The organism is Citrobacter sp. MGH103 (assembly GCF_001034475.2).
Taxonomy (GTDB): domain Bacteria; phylum Pseudomonadota; class Gammaproteobacteria; order Enterobacterales; family Enterobacteriaceae; genus Citrobacter; species Citrobacter freundii.
Window position 1 is genome coordinate 3,983,376 of sequence record NZ_CP073043.1, and the last position, 16,831, is coordinate 4,000,206.

General features: G+C 54.2%; 16 protein-coding genes. 10 read left to right on the top strand and 6 right to left on the bottom strand.

What is annotated here, in order from left to right:
* Positions 1 to 113: 113 nt before the first annotated feature.
* Together mrcB and hrpB are read right to left on the bottom strand one after the other, a co-directional pair.
* Positions 114 to 2,651 (bottom strand): bifunctional glycosyl transferase/transpeptidase, encoded by a 2,538-nt coding sequence (gene mrcB, locus SK33_RS19335; RefSeq protein ID WP_003837501.1) that lies wholly within the window; start codon positions 2,649 to 2,651, stop codon positions 114 to 116.
* A 177-nt stretch (positions 2,652 to 2,828) separates the two neighbouring features.
* Positions 2,829 to 5,258 (bottom strand): ATP-dependent helicase HrpB, encoded by a 2,430-nt coding sequence (gene hrpB / locus SK33_RS19340; protein ID WP_048219692.1) that lies wholly within the window; start codon positions 5,256 to 5,258, stop codon positions 2,829 to 2,831.
* Between the two features lie 73 nt (positions 5,259 to 5,331).
* On the opposite strand from hrpB, the gene thpR reads away from it, so the two are divergent.
* The 9 genes from thpR (at position 5,332) to panD (ending at position 12,491) form a co-directional block, all read left to right on the top strand.
* Entirely contained in the window at positions 5,332 to 5,862 is a 531-nt protein-coding gene (thpR, locus tag SK33_RS19345) for an RNA 2',3'-cyclic phosphodiesterase (RefSeq protein ID WP_003018620.1), read from the top strand.
* 15 nt (positions 5,863 to 5,877) lie between these two features.
* The gene (sfsA, locus tag SK33_RS19350; RefSeq protein WP_048219694.1) at positions 5,878 to 6,582 is read left to right on the top strand and encodes a DNA/RNA nuclease SfsA; all 705 of its coding nucleotides are present in this window, start codon (positions 5,878 to 5,880) and stop codon (positions 6,580 to 6,582) included.
* A gap of 177 nt (positions 6,583 to 6,759) precedes the next feature.
* The gene (gene dksA / locus SK33_RS19355) at positions 6,760 to 7,215 is read left to right on the top strand and encodes an RNA polymerase-binding protein DksA (protein WP_003018625.1); all 456 of its coding nucleotides are present in this window, start codon (positions 6,760 to 6,762) and stop codon (positions 7,213 to 7,215) included.
* A gap of 70 nt (positions 7,216 to 7,285) precedes the next feature.
* Positions 7,286 to 8,182 carry a tRNA glutamyl-Q(34) synthetase GluQRS gene (gene gluQRS / locus SK33_RS19360; RefSeq protein WP_016149569.1) on the top strand — a complete coding sequence of 299 codons (897 nt, stop codon included), beginning with the start codon at positions 7,286 to 7,288 and terminating at the stop codon, positions 8,180 to 8,182.
* Between the two features lie 71 nt (positions 8,183 to 8,253).
* Complete coding sequence (gene pcnB, locus SK33_RS19365) at positions 8,254 to 9,651, top strand: polynucleotide adenylyltransferase PcnB (RefSeq protein WP_203237415.1); 1,398 nt, start codon at positions 8,254 to 8,256, stop codon at positions 9,649 to 9,651.
* Complete coding sequence (folK, locus tag SK33_RS19370; RefSeq protein WP_003018634.1) at positions 9,648 to 10,127, top strand: 2-amino-4-hydroxy-6-hydroxymethyldihydropteridine diphosphokinase; 480 nt, start codon at positions 9,648 to 9,650, stop codon at positions 10,125 to 10,127. Before pcnB ends, folK begins: the two co-directional genes overlap by 4 nt.
* A 120-nt stretch (positions 10,128 to 10,247) precedes the next feature.
* The gene (gene panB / locus SK33_RS19375; protein ID WP_003018636.1) at positions 10,248 to 11,039 is read left to right on the top strand and encodes a 3-methyl-2-oxobutanoate hydroxymethyltransferase; all 792 of its coding nucleotides are present in this window, start codon (positions 10,248 to 10,250) and stop codon (positions 11,037 to 11,039) included.
* A 121-nt stretch (positions 11,040 to 11,160) separates the two neighbouring features.
* Positions 11,161 to 12,015, top strand: coding sequence for a pantoate--beta-alanine ligase (panC, locus tag SK33_RS19380; RefSeq protein ID WP_048219695.1), 855 nt, complete (start codon positions 11,161 to 11,163; stop codon positions 12,013 to 12,015).
* A 95-nt stretch (positions 12,016 to 12,110) separates the two neighbouring features.
* The gene (gene panD / locus SK33_RS19385) at positions 12,111 to 12,491 is read left to right on the top strand and encodes an aspartate 1-decarboxylase (RefSeq protein ID WP_003018640.1); all 381 of its coding nucleotides are present in this window, start codon (positions 12,111 to 12,113) and stop codon (positions 12,489 to 12,491) included.
* 6 nt (positions 12,492 to 12,497) lie between these two features.
* Here the strand turns inward: panD and SK33_RS19390 are convergent, their stop codons facing one another.
* From SK33_RS19390 to SK33_RS19405, 4 genes are all read right to left on the bottom strand, one after another.
* Positions 12,498 to 13,727 (bottom strand): polysaccharide deacetylase family protein, encoded by a 1,230-nt coding sequence (locus SK33_RS19390; protein WP_032937603.1) that lies wholly within the window; start codon positions 13,725 to 13,727, stop codon positions 12,498 to 12,500.
* A 61-nt stretch (positions 13,728 to 13,788) separates the two neighbouring features.
* On the bottom strand, positions 13,789 to 14,229 hold the full coding sequence (locus tag SK33_RS19395) for a PTS sugar transporter subunit IIA (RefSeq protein WP_003018644.1): 441 nt from the start codon (positions 14,227 to 14,229) through the stop codon (positions 13,789 to 13,791).
* A 103-nt stretch (positions 14,230 to 14,332) separates the two neighbouring features.
* Positions 14,333 to 15,103 (bottom strand): ABC transporter permease, encoded by a 771-nt coding sequence (locus SK33_RS19400; RefSeq protein WP_003018647.1) that lies wholly within the window; start codon positions 15,101 to 15,103, stop codon positions 14,333 to 14,335.
* Positions 15,100 to 16,026 carry an ABC transporter ATP-binding protein gene (locus SK33_RS19405; RefSeq protein ID WP_016149566.1) on the bottom strand — a complete coding sequence of 309 codons (927 nt, stop codon included), beginning with the start codon at positions 16,024 to 16,026 and terminating at the stop codon, positions 15,100 to 15,102. Before SK33_RS19405 ends, SK33_RS19400 begins: the two co-directional genes overlap by 4 nt.
* Before the next feature lie 107 nt (positions 16,027 to 16,133).
* Between SK33_RS19405 and can the strand changes: the two genes are divergently transcribed.
* Positions 16,134 to 16,823: a carbonate dehydratase gene (can, locus tag SK33_RS19410; RefSeq protein ID WP_032948539.1), complete on the top strand. Its 690-nt coding sequence runs from the start codon at positions 16,134 to 16,136 to the stop codon at positions 16,821 to 16,823.
* The last annotated feature ends 8 nt before the right edge of the window (positions 16,824 to 16,831 follow it).

Consider the following 16,831-nt stretch of genomic DNA (forward strand, 5'->3'; position numbering starts at 1 on the left):
CATCACTGTTCACCCTATCCTGAGCTTGCTATACAGACCGAAATGCGAATACAACAAGAGGGAGAATTCCCCCACATCAGCAGGCACCGATGCGGGGGAGGACAGCTAAAAAATTAGTTACCGCCAAACATATCTTTTATCCAACCAGCCACGCCATCGCTGTCTTTCTTCTCTTGCTGCGGCGGTTGCTGCTGTTGAGGCTGCTGCTGCGGCTGTTGAGAAGATTGATCGAACGGATTCCCCGACTGCTGCAGCATTTCACCCTGCTGACACAGCGAATCAGGATCGGTGGTCCATACCGGAAGCGTGCGCATCCCGCCGCTACAAACGAAGTTACCGTCGTAGTCCACGCCCATATCCACCACATCTTCCGGTGGCGTCAGCACCAGAGGTGTTGGCGTCTGGTTTGCCAGATAGCGCTGGTAAATCGACATCGCGCCGCTGGCACCGTACAGCTTGGTTGGCTGGTTGTTATCGCGGCCCACCCAGGTGATGGTCACCTGGCTGCCGTCGATCCCGGCAAACCAGGTATCCACGTTGTTGTTGGTGGTCCCGGTTTTCCCTGCCAGATGCAAGCCAGGATATTTCGCGCCAAGCTGACGACCCGTACCACGCTGAACCACCTGCTGCATGGTCCACAGCGTCATATACGCCGCCTGCGCCGGAACGGCACGCTCAGCCTGCGGGAAGCTCTGGTACAGCACGGTACCATCTTCGGCAATCACCGAACGCAGCGCCGACAACGGTGCACGGTTCCCGCCGCTGGCGATAGTCTGGAACGCCTGCGCCACTTCGATCGGCGTCAGGTTCAACGCCCCGAGCAGCATGGCCGGAACCGGGTTAAGCTGATCTTTCGGCGCGCCCAGCTTCAACCAGGTATCAGTCACGGCAGGCAAGCCCAGCGCCATCCCCAGATTTACCGTCGGTACGTTCATGGAGCGGGTTAACGCATCCACCAGCATCACTTTTCCGCTTTCGCTATAGCGACGATCATCGTTCTGTGGCGACCAGACCTGACCGTTCGGCTGACGTAGTGCAATCGGCGCATCAGCAATCCAGGTATTCAGGCGGTAAAGTTTCGGCTGGCTGAGCGCAGTCAGATAGGTCGCCGGCTTCGCCAGAGAACCAATCGAACGACGCGCCTGCATCGCACGGTTATAGCCCGCGAACTGCGGCTCTGCCCCGCCAACCATGGCGCGAACTTCGCCACTGAATCGGTCAACCACCACAATCGCGGTTTCCAGATCGCTCAGCTTACGCTGTTTCTTCAGCACCGGAATGCCTTCCACCGCCGCTTTTTCCGCAGCGTCCTGCGCCACGGAATCAAAGGTGGTGAAAATTTTCACGCCGGAGAGATCTTTAACTTTATCGCCCAGCTTCGCCTGAAGCTCCTGACGCACCATCTGCATAAAGGCTGGCTGTGGCGAGATCACTCCACCACGCGGCTGTACGCCTAACGGACGCGCGCTCAGCATGTCATACAGATCCTGATCGATGATCTGCTGCTGTTGCAGCAAACGCAGCACGAGGTTACGACGCTCCAGCGCCAGCTTCGGGTTACGCCATGGGTTATAGATTGACGCCCCTTTAACCATCCCCACCAGCAACGCCTGCTGGTCGAGACTCAGTTCTTCCACCGGACGACCGAAATAATAGAGGCTCGCCAGCGGGAAGCCGCGAATTTCATTATCGCCGCTTTGACCGAGATAGACTTCGTTCATGTACAGCTCAAGAATGCGATCTTTGCTGTAACGCGCATCCATCAGCAGCGCCATGTAAGCTTCGTTGGCCTTACGCCAGTAAGAACGTTCGCTGGACAGGAACAGGTTCTTCACCAGTTGCTGAGTCAGCGTACTCGCCCCCTGCACCGTGCGACCGGCCGTCAGGTTGGCCAGCACCGCACGACCAATCGAGTAGAGGCTGACGCCATCATGCTCATAGAAGTGACGGTCTTCGGTTGCCAGCAGCGTATCTACCAGCAGATCCGGGAATCCACTGCGCGGGACAAACAGGCGCTGCTCGCCGTTAGGTGAAGAGAGCATGGTAATCAGGCGTGGATCGAGACGGAAGAAACCGAACTGGCGGTTGTTATCCATATTCTCGATAGTGTCCAGATGATCGCCATCAAAGGTCAGACGTGCGCGCACCTGCCCTTCTTTACTGTCCGGGAAGTCAAACGGACGACGAATCATCTCAATGCTCTTCGCCTGTACGGTGAATTCGCCCGGACGCGTCATCTTCGAGACCTGACGATACTGCGTGGCCTCCAGCAGCTTCACCATCTCGTTCTTGCCGATGGGCATTTCTGGCTCAAGGTTAACCATGCGGCCATATACTGCCGCCGGAAGCTGCCAGACTTTACCGTCGATACGGCTACGGATTTTTTGGTCCAGATAGACGCCGTAAATGGCGATCAGCACCAAAAAAACAATCGACAGTTTTACCAGCAGCCAGAACCAGCCGCGTTTACCACGAGGCTTACGCCCTTTGCCTTTACCCTTACGCGGCATCGGTTCTTCATCCTCATAGTCATCATCATCATAATCGTCGTCATACTCTTCATCTCTGAGTTGACGACGGCTCACCTTTTGTTTCACTGGACGTGAGGGTTTCCCTTTACGTCCAATTGGCTCGCGGTCATTCCCCGCCATGCTTTTTCTCCGCAACATTCAGGCGCAAAGGCCCGATTCTCTGTTCTTCCGTCCTGCGACAGAAGAAGAAATCTCTCAATTTTCAGCTGTATTTATGCCGGATGGCGGCGTAAAACGCCTTATCCGGCCTACGTTAGCCCTGATAAGCGCAGCGCCATCAGGCAACCACGCATACAGCTATGAATACTTTTTGGTGCGCCGCGTTGGCGCGGTATTCGCCGGATCGTCCGGCCAGACATGTTTGGGATAACGCCCTTTCATCTCTTTTTGCACCTCGCGGTACGATCCCTGCCAGAACGCACTCAAATCACTCGTCACCTGTAGCGGTCTTTGGGCCGGAGACAGCAGCTCAAGTACCAGCGGCACGCGTCCCTGGGCGATAGTCGGGGTGTTTGCTTCACCAAACATTTCCTGCATCCGAACGGCCAATACCGGAGGATTATCCTCATGATAGCGAATAGCAATCCGGCTTCCCGTCGGCACAGTGTAATGCGCCGGCAGTTCACTATCCAGACGTTGCAGCATTGACCAGTCCAGCAAACCGCGCAATGCCTGACCCACATTGAGTGCTTTTAACGCGCGTAAAGAGTGCACACCGCTCATGTGTGGCAACAGCCAGCGCTCCAGCGTCTTCAGCAGAGAATCCTCATCTACCGCAGGCCAGTCGTACTCCGGTAACCAGTTTGCCGCACATTGCAAACGCAGCCGAAACTGCTCGGCCTCCGACGTCCAGTTGAGCACACTTAGCCCTTTATCGCGAATACCATTCAGCATGGCCTGGTGTAGTTCCTCTTCCGAGGGCTTGGCCAGCGGCTGTACTTTTACCGTCAACTGGCCGATACGCGACCGACGCAGTGCCTTTAATGTTCCCTGGGTTTCATCCCATTCGATAGTATCGGACTGTTGCAGCAGCTCAGGACATGCCTGCATCAACGCTTCAATATCCAGCGGCAACGCTAACAAAATACGCGCATCTGGCGATGAGCTACCCTGCAGTAACAGCGGCGCTATCAGCCACTCATGGCGCCCCTGGGCGTCATCGGCATCCAGCATCGCGCCCATGCCGTTGGCCAGTTGATAGCGCCCTTCTTGTCCACGTCGACGGGCGATCCGATCGGCAAACGCTTGCGCCAGCAACAAAGGGAGCAACGCGCCGTCAGGCTGCCCGCTGCGTACGTTAAGCCGTTTCAATAATTGTTGACTGCGCTGCTGCCAGGCGGGCTGATTTCGTGAAAACGCCACAGCCAAATCGGTGCTGCCCCCGCGCGGCGGCTCTTCCAGAATTGCGGCCAGTTTTGCGGCCGATGCCGCTTCATCGTCATTTTTGGTGCTAACCAGCATAGCCGCTAAACGGGGATCGTTACCCAATGCCGCCATTTTTTGCCCACGGGCACTGAGCCTGTCGCCCTCAAGCGCGCCCAGCATCTGCAACAGCCGTTTTGCCGCCTGCAGGTTAATAGCGGGCGGCGTATCCAGCCAGTTCAGTTGCTCAGGATCGGTACATCCCCATTGCAGCAGCTCCATCAGTAGTCCGGACAGATCGCTCTGTAATATCTCAGGCTCTCCCTGCGCCGCCGCTCTTTCCGCCTGCTCTTTGGCAAGCAAATGTAGGCAGATACCTGGCTCCAGACGACCTGCACGCCCGGCTCGCTGGGTCATCGATGCCTGGCTAATGCGCTGGGTAATCAACCGCGTTAAACCGGTACGCGCGTCATAGCGCGCCACGCGTTCCTGGGCGCAGTCCACCACCAGCCGGATACCTTCAATCGTTAAGCTGGTTTCGGCAATATTGGTCGCCAGCACCACTTTGCGCTTACCTTGCGGCGCGGGCAAAATCGCCTGACGCTGCTCAGCCAGCGTCAACGCGCCGTACAATGGACATAACACAACATCGCCGCCCACACGCGTTGCCAGTTGTTCCTGCACGCGCAGGATTTCCCCAACGCCCGGTAAAAACAGCAGCAGCGACCCGCTTTCATGGCGCAGTAGCTCCGCCGTCGCTATCGCCACCGCTTCGTCAAAACGCAGATGTGCCGCCAGCGGCTGATACCGTCGCTCGACGGGGAATGTGCGGCCTTCAGAGATAATCATGGGCGCATCGGGCAATAACTGCTGCAAGCGCCCGTTATCGAGCGTTGCGGACATGATCAATAGTTTCAGATCGTCACGAAGACCTTGCTGTACATCCAGCAACAGCGCCAGCGCCAGGTCGGCCTGCAAGCTCCGTTCGTGAAATTCATCGAGGATCACTAACCCGACGCCAGTGAGTTCGGGATCGCGTTGGATCATGCGCGTCAGGACGCCTTCCGTCACCACTTCCAGCCGGGTCTGCGACCCCACGCAGCTTTGCGCGCGCATGCGATAACCCACGGTCTCACCGGGCTTTTCGTTCAGCAACTCCGCCAACCGCTGCGCCACGTTGCGTGCCGCCAGACGGCGCGGCTCCAGCAAAATAATCCGCCCCTTGATGCCACCATGTTCAAGCAGTCGCAACGGCAGCCAGGTCGATTTCCCGGCACCGGTCGGCGCGGTCAGCAGCACCTGCGGCGAGGCATCAAGGGCAGTAAGCAGTTCAGGCACTACGGCGGCAACGGGCAACGACGTCACAAATAGCTCCAGAGGGTTAACATTCTTCGCGCTGCATTGTAGCATCGCGTTAATTCATAACCGAGTATCCATCATGTCTGAGCCAAAAAGGCTGTTCTTTGCGATTGAATTGCCTGGCGCAATCCGTGAGCCAATTGTTCACTGGCGTGCGGAGCAGTTCCCCGCAGAAGCCGGGCGTCCCGTTGCGGCAGAAAACCTGCATCTGACGCTGGCCTTTTTAGGTGATGTCAGCGCAGAGAAGCAACAGGCGTTGTCGCAACTAGCCGGACGCATTCGCCAGCCAGGTTTTACGCTCAAACTGGATGATGCCGGGCAATGGCTGCGCTCGCGGGTCGTGTGGCTGGGGATGCGTCAGCCGCCGCGCGGACTGTTACAACTGGCGAATATGCTGCGGGCGCAGGCCGCGCGCAGCGGGTGTTATCAAAGCCCGCAGCCGTTTCACCCACATATCACGCTGCTGCGCGATGCCGGACACGCGGTTCCCATCCCCCCACCGGGCTTTGGCTGGTCATTTCCGGTCACAGAGTTCGCACTTTACTCCTCTTCATTCGCACGAGGACGCACGCGTTATACGCAGCTGCAACGCTGGACGCTGACTGAATAATTAAAGGGACTGTTTATGCAATTTTCTCCACCTTTACAACCCGCAACGCTCATCCAGCGCTACAAGCGTTTTTTAGCGGATGTGATCACACCGGATGGCTCAACGTTAACGTTACACTGCCCAAATACTGGCGCGATGACCGGATGCGCCACCCCGGGTGATACCGTCTGGTATTCGACATCAGAAAATACTAAACGGAAATATCCACATACCTGGGAATTAACGCAAACCCAATCCGGGGCATTTATTTGTGTTAACACGCTGCGGGCCAATAGATTAACGAAAGAGGCTATTCAGAATGAGCTTATTTCGGAAGTTTCAGGCTACAGTGCTTTGAAAAGTGAAGTAAAATACGGCGCAGAAGGGAGCCGTATCGACTTTTTGTTGCAGGCGGATTCCCGACCTGACTGCTATATTGAAGTGAAATCAGTCACGTTGGCGGAAAATGATCAGGGTTATTTTCCCGATGCCATCACTGAACGAGGTCAGAAGCATCTTCGGGAATTGATGAGCGTAGCGGCAGAAGGCAAGCGGGCGGTGATATTTTTCGCCGTGTTGCATTCAGCCATTACACGGTTTTCACCCGCGCACCATATCGATGCAAAATATGCGCAATTATTAGTTGAAGCACAGCTTAAGGGGGTAGAAATTCTGGTTTATAAAGCGGAACTTTCTGCCCATGGCATGACTCTTAAAGAGCCGTTGCCCATTACCTTGTAATGGTGTAAACATTTGGTTAATTAGTATTCTGGGCGCGTGGGCAAATACGCTTTTCCTCACAGGGTTGTCAAGTGTTACGTTTAGATAATTGCTATCCGGAAAAGCATCTGCTATTTATAGCGACCTGATTTTTCCCCCGAACATGGGGATCGATAGTGCGTGTTAAGGAGAAGCAACATGCAAGAAGGGCAAAACCGTAAAACATCGTCCCTGAGTATTCTCGCCATCGCTGGGGTGGAGCCGTACCAGGAGAAACCGGGCGAAGAGTATATGAACGAAGCCCAGCTGTCGCACTTCAGGCGTATTCTTGAGGCATGGCGTAATCAACTTAGGGATGAAGTTGATCGCACCGTATCTCATATGCAAGACGAAGCGGCTAACTTCCCTGATCCGGTGGACCGCGCCGCGCAGGAAGAAGAATTCAGCCTTGAGCTGCGTAACCGTGACCGTGAGCGCAAACTGATCAAAAAGATCGAGAAGACGCTGAAGAAAGTAGAAGACGAAGATTTCGGCTACTGCGAATCGTGCGGCGTAGAAATTGGTATTCGCCGTCTGGAAGCGCGTCCGACAGCCGATCTGTGTATCGACTGCAAAACGCTGGCAGAAATCCGCGAAAAACAGATGGCAGGTTAATTCCGGTCATTTTTACCACATTTACTACAGGCGGGAGTTTCTCCCGCCTTATTATTTGTCAGTCCGCAAAATGAGCGATTCACACTATATTGGCCGCTTCGCCCCTTCCCCCTCCGGCGAACTGCATTTCGGTTCACTGATTGCCGCCCTCGGCAGTTACCTGCAGGCTCGTGCCCGGCGCGGAATCTGGCGAGTACGCATTGAAGATATTGATCCCCCTCGTGAAGTTCCCGGTGCTGCAGATACGATCCTGCGTCAGCTGGAACATTACGGCCTGCACTGGGATGGCGATATTTTATGGCAATCCCAACGCCATGAAGCCTACCGCGAAGCGCTTACCTGGCTGCATCAGCAGGATCTGAGCTATTACTGCACCTGCACACGAGCGCGTATTCAAAGCGTCGGCGGTATTTACGACGGTCACTGCCGTGAGTTACGCCTCGGGCCAGAACAGGCGGCCGTCCGCATTAAACAACGCCATCCCGTGATGCAGTTTACTGACCGGCTACGCGGTGTGATTCAGGCTGACCCGCAACTTGCTGGTGAAGATTTTATCATCCACCGCCGCGACGGGCTGTTTGCCTATAACCTCGCCGTGGTAGTTGATGACCACTTTCAGGGCGTAACGGAGATTGTTCGCGGCGCCGATCTCATCGAACCCACGGTGCGGCAAATCTCTTTGTATCAGCAGTTTGGCTGGCAAGCGCCTGACTATATTCATCTTCCGCTGGCGCTCAACGAACAAGGCGCTAAACTTTCAAAACAAAATCATGCACCTGCGCTACCACAAGGCGATCCGCGCCCAGTGATTATTGCCGCGCTACGCTTTCTCGGCCAGCGTGCCGATATCCCGTGGCAGGAGATGCGTGTGGACCAGATCCTGGCGTTTGCCGTTGAGAACTGGCGTCTGACAACAGTGCCTGAATCAGTGATCTTAAATCCGGCATTCTCAAATGCGCCACGCTGAGCTATGATTAGCCGCTATTTTTACACAGCAACACTTGTTCTGATTGAAGTTTGACACTACCGAGGTGCACTATTTTTACCCGAGTCGCTAATTTTTGCCGCAAGGTGCTAAGCCGCGAGGAGCGCGAGGCTGAGCTCGCCGTCGCCCGTCCACATATGACGGTAATTCCGCGTGAGCAGCACTCTATCTCCCGCAAAGATATCAGTGAAAATGCCCTGAAGGTAATGTACAGGCTCAATAAGGCCGGATACGAGGCATGGCTGGTTGGCGGTGGTGTACGCGATCTTTTGCTGGGCAAAAAGCCGAAAGATTTTGATGTCACCACTAACGCAACGCCGGATCAGGTGCGCAAACTGTTTCGTAACTGTCGCCTGGTCGGTCGCCGTTTCCGTCTGGCTCATGTCATGTTCGGCCCAGAAATTATCGAAGTGGCGACATTCCGCGGCCATCATGAAGGCAGCGAAGCCGATCGCACCACGTCGCAACGCGGGCAAAACGGTATGTTGCTGCGCGACAACATCTTCGGCTCCATTGAAGAAGATGCCCAACGTCGCGATTTCACGATAAACAGCCTGTATTACAGCGTGGCCGATTTCACCGTACGTGATTACGTCGGCGGTATGCAGGACCTCGAAGAGGGCATCATTCGCCTGATCGGTAATCCGGAAACGCGCTATCGCGAAGATCCCGTGCGTATGCTGCGCGCCGTGCGCTTTGCCGCCAAGCTCGACATGCGTATCAGCCCGGAAACCGCAGAGCCGATCCCGCGTCTGGCAACGCTGCTGAACGACATTCCTCCCGCACGCCTGTTTGAAGAAGCACTTAAGCTGTTACAGGCGGGCTATGGGTATGAAACCTATAAAAAACTGCGTGAGTACAGCCTGTTCCAGCCGCTGTTCCCAACCATTACACGCTACTTCACCGAAGACGGTGACAGCCCGATGGAACGCATTATCGCTCAGGTGCTGAAGAATACCGATAACCGCATTAACAATGATATGCGCGTTAACCCGGCGTTCTTGTTCGCCGCGATGTTCTGGTATCCGTTACTGGAAGCCGCGCAGAAAATTGCGCAAGAAAGCGGTTTGGCTTACTACGACGCTTTCGCGCTGGCAATGAACGACGTGCTGGACGAAGCCTGCCGCTCGCTGGCGATCCCGAAACGTCTGACCTCGCTAACCCGCGATATCTGGCAGTTGCAATTACGTATGTCCCGTCGTCAGGGTAAACGCGCCTGGAAGCTGATGGAACATCCAAAGTTCCGCGCAGCTTACGACCTGTTAGCACTGCGTGCCGAAGTAGAACACAACGCTGAACTGCAACGACTGGCGAAATGGTGGGGTGAATTCCAGGTTTCCGCGCCGCCGGAACAAAAAGGCATGCTGAACGAACTGGATGAAGAGCCTGACGTACGCCGTCGCCATCGCCGCCCGCGTAAGCGTGCGCCGCGTCGCGAAGGTAGCGCGTGACCGTCGTTTATATCGCCATCGGCAGTAATTTAGCTTCTCCCCTGGAGCAGGTGAATGCTGCCGTGCAAGCGATCGGCGAAATCCCTGACAGCCGTATCGTTGCGGTTTCTTCGTTTTATCGCACCCCCCCGTTGGGTCCACAGGATCAGCCCGACTATCTGAACGCCGCCGTGGCGCTGGATACCGCTCTCGCCCCCGAAGCGTTGCTGGATCATACCCAGCGAATTGAACTGCAACAGGGCCGGGTGCGCAAAGCTGAACGTTGGGGACCGCGAACGCTGGACCTCGATATTATGCTGTTTGGCGATGAAGTGATTAACACCGAACGCCTGACCGTGCCGCACTACGACATGAAAAACCGTGGTTTTATGCTGTGGCCGTTATTCGAAATTGCGCCTGAGCTTATTTTTCCGGATGGTATCAGACTGCATCAGCACCTCACCCATCTTGGTATTGCAAAACCTGCACACTGGTAAAGTATCTCCTCCCCTTTAGCGTTTACTGCTTTAGCGCCAAACGATTGCTTAAAACAATTGCCCCCCTGAATGTGACTGTTAGAATGCCGATAAATATGACTTTCATCATCAGGAAATGTTATGAAACCCACTACCATTTCACTGCTGCAGAAATGCAAGCAAGAGAAAAAACGCTTCGCGACAATTACCGCCTACGACTACAGCTTTGCCAAACTATTTGCTGACGAGGGCATTAACGTGATGCTGGTTGGCGACTCGCTGGGCATGACGATCCAGGGGCATGACTCCACTCTGCCTGTCACCGTTGACGATATCGCCTACCACACTCGCGCTGTGCGTCGCGGCGCCCCTAACTGTCTACTGCTTTCCGATCTCCCATTTATGACGTACGCCACGCCGGAACAGGCGTTTGAAAACGCCGCGGTGGTTATGCGTGCGGGCGCCAACATGGTCAAAATTGAAGGCGGCGCGTGGCTGGTTGATACGGTGAAAATGCTCACCGAACGCGCCGTACCGGTTTGCGGCCATCTGGGGTTAACCCCGCAGTCGGTGAACGTGTTTGGCGGCTATAAAATTCAGGGCCGCGGCGATGCCGGACAAGTGCTGCTGGATGACGCGCTGGCCTTAGAAGCCGCTGGCGCTCAGCTGTTGGTGCTGGAGTGCGTGCCGGTTGAGTTGGCTAAGCGCGTCACTGAAGCACTTTCTATTCCGGTTATCGGTATTGGCGCAGGTAACGTCACCGACGGGCAAATTCTCGTCATGCACGATGCGTTTGGCATTACCGGTGGTCATATCCCGAAATTTGCGAAGAATTTCCTCAATGAAGCAGGCGACATGCGCGCCGCAGTGCGGCAGTATATGACTGAAGTGGAGTCCGGCGTTTACCCGGGCGAAGAACACAGCTTCCATTAATTTATCTGCCAGCACGCCATTACGCCGGATGGCGACGCTACGCGCCTTATCCGGCCTACAATTTCACGCGTAGGCCTGATAAGCGAAGCGCCATCAGGCATCGTATTTAAGGAGTCTTGTTGTGTTAATTATTGAAACCCTGCCGCTGCTGCGCCAGCATATTCGTCGTCTGCGTCAGGAAGGTAAACGCATCGCACTGGTTCCCACCATGGGAAATCTGCACGACGGCCATATGAAGCTGGTCGATGAGGCAAAAGCCCGGGCTGATGTGGTAATCGCCAGCATTTTCGTCAACCCGATGCAGTTTGACCGACCGGACGATCTGGTGCGTTATCCGCGCACACTGCAGGAAGATTGTGAAAAGCTGAACAAGCGCAAAGTCGATTATGTTTTTGCACCAGCCGTTGAGGAAATCTATCCACAGGGTCTGGAAGGCCAGACTTTCGTTGAGGTTCCCGGTCTCTCCACCATGCTGGAAGGCGCAAGCCGTCCGGGCCATTTCCGCGGCGTTTCCACTATCGTCAGCAAGCTGTTCAACCTTATCCAGCCTGACCTCGCCTGCTTCGGCGAGAAAGATTTCCAACAGTTGGCGCTGATCCGCAAAATGGTGGCGGATATGGGTTATGACATTGAGATCGTTGGCGTGCCGATTATTCGCGCCAAAGACGGTCTGGCGCTTAGCTCACGTAACGGTTATCTGACCGCAGAACAGCGTAAAATTGCGCCGGGTCTGCACAAAGTGATGACTAGCATCGCAGAAAAACTGATTGCGGGTAATCGTGAGTTGCAGGAGATTATTGCTATTGCCGAGCAGGAGCTGAATGAAAAAGGCTTCCGCGCCGACGATATTCAGATTCGCGATGCCGACACGCTGCTGGAGCTGACGGAAACCAGCAAACGCGCGGTGATTCTGGCTGCCGCCTGGCTGGATCAGGCGCGTCTGATCGATAATCAAAGCGTTACATTAGCCCAGTAGACAGGGGTTAAAAATCGGGCAATACTGCCTGAGAATTTCTCAAAGCAGGCCAATTTCGTCTGCTTAGCCAAGGTAAACGACAGGGTATAGAAGTTATGATTCGCACCATGCTACAAGGCAAGCTCCACCGCGTAAAAGTCACGCAGGCGGACCTGCATTACGAAGGCTCCTGCGCCATCGATCAGGATTTTCTCGATGCCTCAGGTATTCTGGAAAACGAAGCTATTGATATCTGGAACGTAACCAACGGTAAACGTTTCTCAACCTATGCAATTGCGGCTGAACGCGGCTCCAGAATCATCTCGGTGAACGGAGCTGCGGCGCATTGCGCTGATGTTGGCGATATTGTAATTATCGCCAGCTTCGTCACCATGTCTGACGAAGAAGCCCGCACCTGGCGTCCGAAAGTGGCCTATTTTGAAGGCGACAACGAGATGAAGCGCACCGCGAAAGCTATTCCGGTACAGGTTGCCTGACAGTACTTACCCCTGCGGCTGATTGACTATCAGCCGCGACATCGTCTCCAGCGAATCCGTCCTTAAAATATAAAGCCTTTTCAATAAGAACCGATTATCTCCCGGCTTAACCTTCCCTCTCACCGTGGTGACCGCCATGTGGAATCCCGCGTCGCCTGCTGCTTTTACCGCCGTGGCGTTATAACCCCCAAACGGATACGAAAGATACAGAACGTGAGGATTAAACTGGGACAATGCCCGGCGCGAACGGGCGAAATCGAACAGAATATTATGATAGCTGCGACTCAGTAGGATCGGCCGGCGATTCGCATCAACCCGATGCAAAAAATGGGTATGCGACTGGAAGTCGAACACGTCCCGGATCTCGTTCAGTTCAGAGAGACTCATAAACTGCAGCGATTTCGGATCCCACTTCTGCGGGTGGCGCTTGATGCGTGAGGAGATGATAAACGCCGTGGCCTTCATGCCGTGCTGCTTCAAAATGGGGTAAGCATAACGGCTCACTGACTTGAGACCATCATCAAAAGTCAGCACCACCGCCCGCGCCGGGAGATTCATTTTATTCTGCACGTAGCCTTCCAGTTGATACATCGTCAACGTGGTGTAGCCGCGATCCTGGAGCCAGGCCATCTGGTTGCTGAAAGCGCGTACGGAGGTTGTGGTGGAGGTATGGCGAAAGCGGGTATTCTCTTCATCGCGCAAAATATGATGATAGGTTAACACCGGGATGCCGTTGTCTTCCTGCGCATCCAGCGCGCTAACATAGGCCAGTCGGCCACCAATGCGGATCTGGTACCAGGTCTGGTTGAGTCGGTCTTTAAGCTTGCTGATGACCGGATAACGCAGATTATCCGCCAGCACGCCAAACGGGGCGCTACCGACATCCGGAGCGTTATAAACTGGCGTATCTTTCCAGGTTACCAGGCTTTGGTTGCTGAGCGGTTTATTGAGATCGCCCAGACCATCATCGACTTTCTGCCGCCCCTGAACGGGCTCCAGATGCCCCTTATCAATAAACCCGGTGCCAAAGCCGAAGGTAAATTCGTAATAGTCTGCGGCAATTGGCTCAACGGCGAGGATCTGCCCGGCGCGAATATTCCCAACCGTCACCATTTTATTGCCAATCTGCGCCCATACGGCGGCGGCTTCGGTGGTTTGCATATAACGAGCAGGCAAAGCCGCAGCGACGCTGCCAGAAAACAGGAGCAATAAAACAAGCAGAACGCGCATAACCATATGAGATAACCGAGGCGAGAAACCTCGGCTATTGTAGCAAAAGCGCCATCAATACCAATGATTAATACTCATACAAATCATGCTTCAACACGAAGGGGGGATTTTTTTGTTGCTGATGCCAGAGACTGGAGACTTCGGGGCCGCCAAGTGCGACGATGCAATCGCGAAACGCTGAACTGCTCATAGATTCCCGAGACGAAATCATTCGCTCAAGTAATGGATAGCTGATGCCAGAAATCACTTCACACTGGGGATGTTTATGGCTCATTAACGAAGCCACGCGGTAAGGCGCGGCCCCGGCCATATCCGTCAGGAATATCACGCCCTCGCCTGAGTCTGTGGCATGCAGGGCGTGGCACATCATGCGGCTTAGCATATTCGAGCTGAGTCCACGCCAGAAACTTACCGCCTGACATTGGGCCAACGGGCCGTACTTTTTCTCCAGACGATGCAGCATATCCTGTGCCTTATCGTCATGACAGGTAATTACCCAACCTAACATTGCCTACCTCCTTAGCAGGCAAGTAGTTTATCAGTGTGATAAATCCGTAATGGTGACAAGCATCAAAAGTCTTCCTCTCCCAGGCAAGGAGAGGAAGAAAGAATTAGCTGCGCAGGCCGCGTCCGCGCTGAATCAGGTACCAGCACAGCAAATAAAACGCAGCGATAAACACCACCAGCACACCAAACGTGGTGACTAGCGGAACATCATGAATCCCCAGGAAGCCGTAGCGGAAACCGCTAATCATGTAGACAATCGGGTTCAGATGCGACAGCCCCTGCCAGAACGGTGGCAGCAGCGTTAGCGAATAGAACACGCCACCCAGATAGGTCAGTGGTGTCAGTACGAAGGTTGGGATCAGGCTGATATCGTCAAAAGTTTTAGCAAAGACTGCGTTCAGCAAACCGGCCAGCGAGAACAGTACCGCCGTTAACATCAGCGTTAGCGCCACAAAGACCCAGGAATGCACCTGGAAAGGCACGAAGAACAGTGAAATAGCCGTTACCAGAATGCCTACGCACAAGCCACGTGCCACGCCGCCGCCGACGAAACCGGCAATGATCACGTGCGTTGGTACCGGGGCGACCAGCAGCTCTTCAATATTGCGTTGAAACTTAGCGCTGAAGAATGACGATGCCACGTTCGCGTACGAGTTGGTGATCACCGCCATCATAATCAGCCCCGGCACGATAAACTGCATGTAGCTAAAACCATGCATTTCGCCGATACGCGAGCCGATCAGGTTACCAAAGATAATAAAATAGAGCGTCATGGTGATGACGGGGGGAACCAGTGTCTGGACCCAGATGCGCATAAAGCGGTGGATCTCTTTCGCCCAGATGCTTTTCAGCGCCACCCAATAAAGCTGCATCATGCGCGATCTCCTTGTTTTTCATGCACCAGAGAAACAAACAGTTCTTCCAGTCGGTTCGCTTTGTTTCGCATACTCAATACCTGAATGCCCTGGGCGCTCAGCTGTGAGAACACGCTGTTGACCCCTTGTTCACGCAGAACTTCCACTTCCAGCGTGGAGGTATCCACCAGCCGGTATTGGTAGCCTTCCAGTTTTGGCAGCGGGCTTTTCGGTGCCAGATCGAGAATAAAGGTCTCGGATTTCAACTTAGAGAGCAGGCTCTTCATTGAGGTGTTTTCCACCAGCTCACCGTGCTGGATAATGCCGATATTGCGACACAGCATTTCCGCTTCTTCAAGATAGTGAGTGGTCAGAATAATGGTGGTGCCTTTGTCGTTTAAATCTTTTAAAAAGCCCCACATTGAACGGCGCAGCTCAATATCCACGCCCGCCGTCGGTTCATCAAGGATGAGTAATTTTGGCTCATGCATCAGCGCACGGGCAATCATCAGACGGCGTTTCATCCCACCGGAAAGCATGCGCGCGCGTTCGTTGCGTTTTTCCCACAGATCGAGCTGTTTGAGGTAAATTTCGCTGCGTTTAACCGCTTCTTTATGCTCAACGCCGTAGTAACCGGCCTGGTTGACCACGATCTGCTGCACGGTTTCAAACGGGTTAAAGTTAAACTCCTGTGGGACCAGCCCAAGCTGGCGTTTGGCGTTAACTGTGTCTTTATCGAGATCGTAGCCGAAAACGCTAACCCGCCCGGAGGTTTTATTCACCAGCGAGCTGATTATCCCGATGGTGGTGGACTTCCCTGCGCCGTTAGGACCTAAGAGCGCATAGAAATCGCCCGCTTCGACTTGCAAATCTATACCGCGTAGCGCCTGAACACCACCGGGATAGGTTTTCTTAAGTTGTTGAAGTTCCAGAGCAATGGTCATGTTTTTTACTTACCTTACGTTCTGACATTTTATATATAGTTTAATTAATGCTGGAGTTACCCTATATTAGCCCATCGAATTTATCTGGCTTCGGGTCGTACAACTCCATGAAAGACATAGATACACTCATCAGCAACAATGCACTATGGTCAAAGATGCTGGTCGAAGAGGATCCCGGATTTTTTGAAACGCTGACACATGCGCAGAATCCGCGTTTTCTATGGATTGGATGTTCCGATAGCCGCGTTCCCGCCGAACGATTAACCGGTCTTGAGCCGGGCGAATTATTTGTCCACCGTAATGTTGCCAACCTGGTTATTCACACCGACCTGAACTGTCTCTCAGTGGTGCAGTATGCGGTGGATGTGCTGGAAGTGGAACATATTATTATTTGTGGTCACTATGGTTGCGGCGGCGTCCAGGCGGCGATTGAAAATAAAGAACAGGGGCTGATTGATAACTGGTTACTGCATATTCGCGATATCTGGTTTAAACACAGCTCACTGCTGGGCGAAATGCCGCAGGAACGTCGCATGGACACCCTGTGCGAACTGAATGTCATGGAGCAGGTCTACAACCTCGGCCACTCAACCATTATGCGTTCAGCCTGGAAGCGCGGTCAGAAAGTTACCATTCACGGCTGGGCTTACGGTATTCATGATGGCCTGTTGCGCGATCTCGACGTTACCGCCACCAGCCGCGAAACGCTGGAGCAGCGCTATCGCCAGGGGTTGTCCAACCTCAGCCAGAAACATACCAATCACAAGCAGATACCAACAAGCGGCAGCGACGCGTAAACGACTTT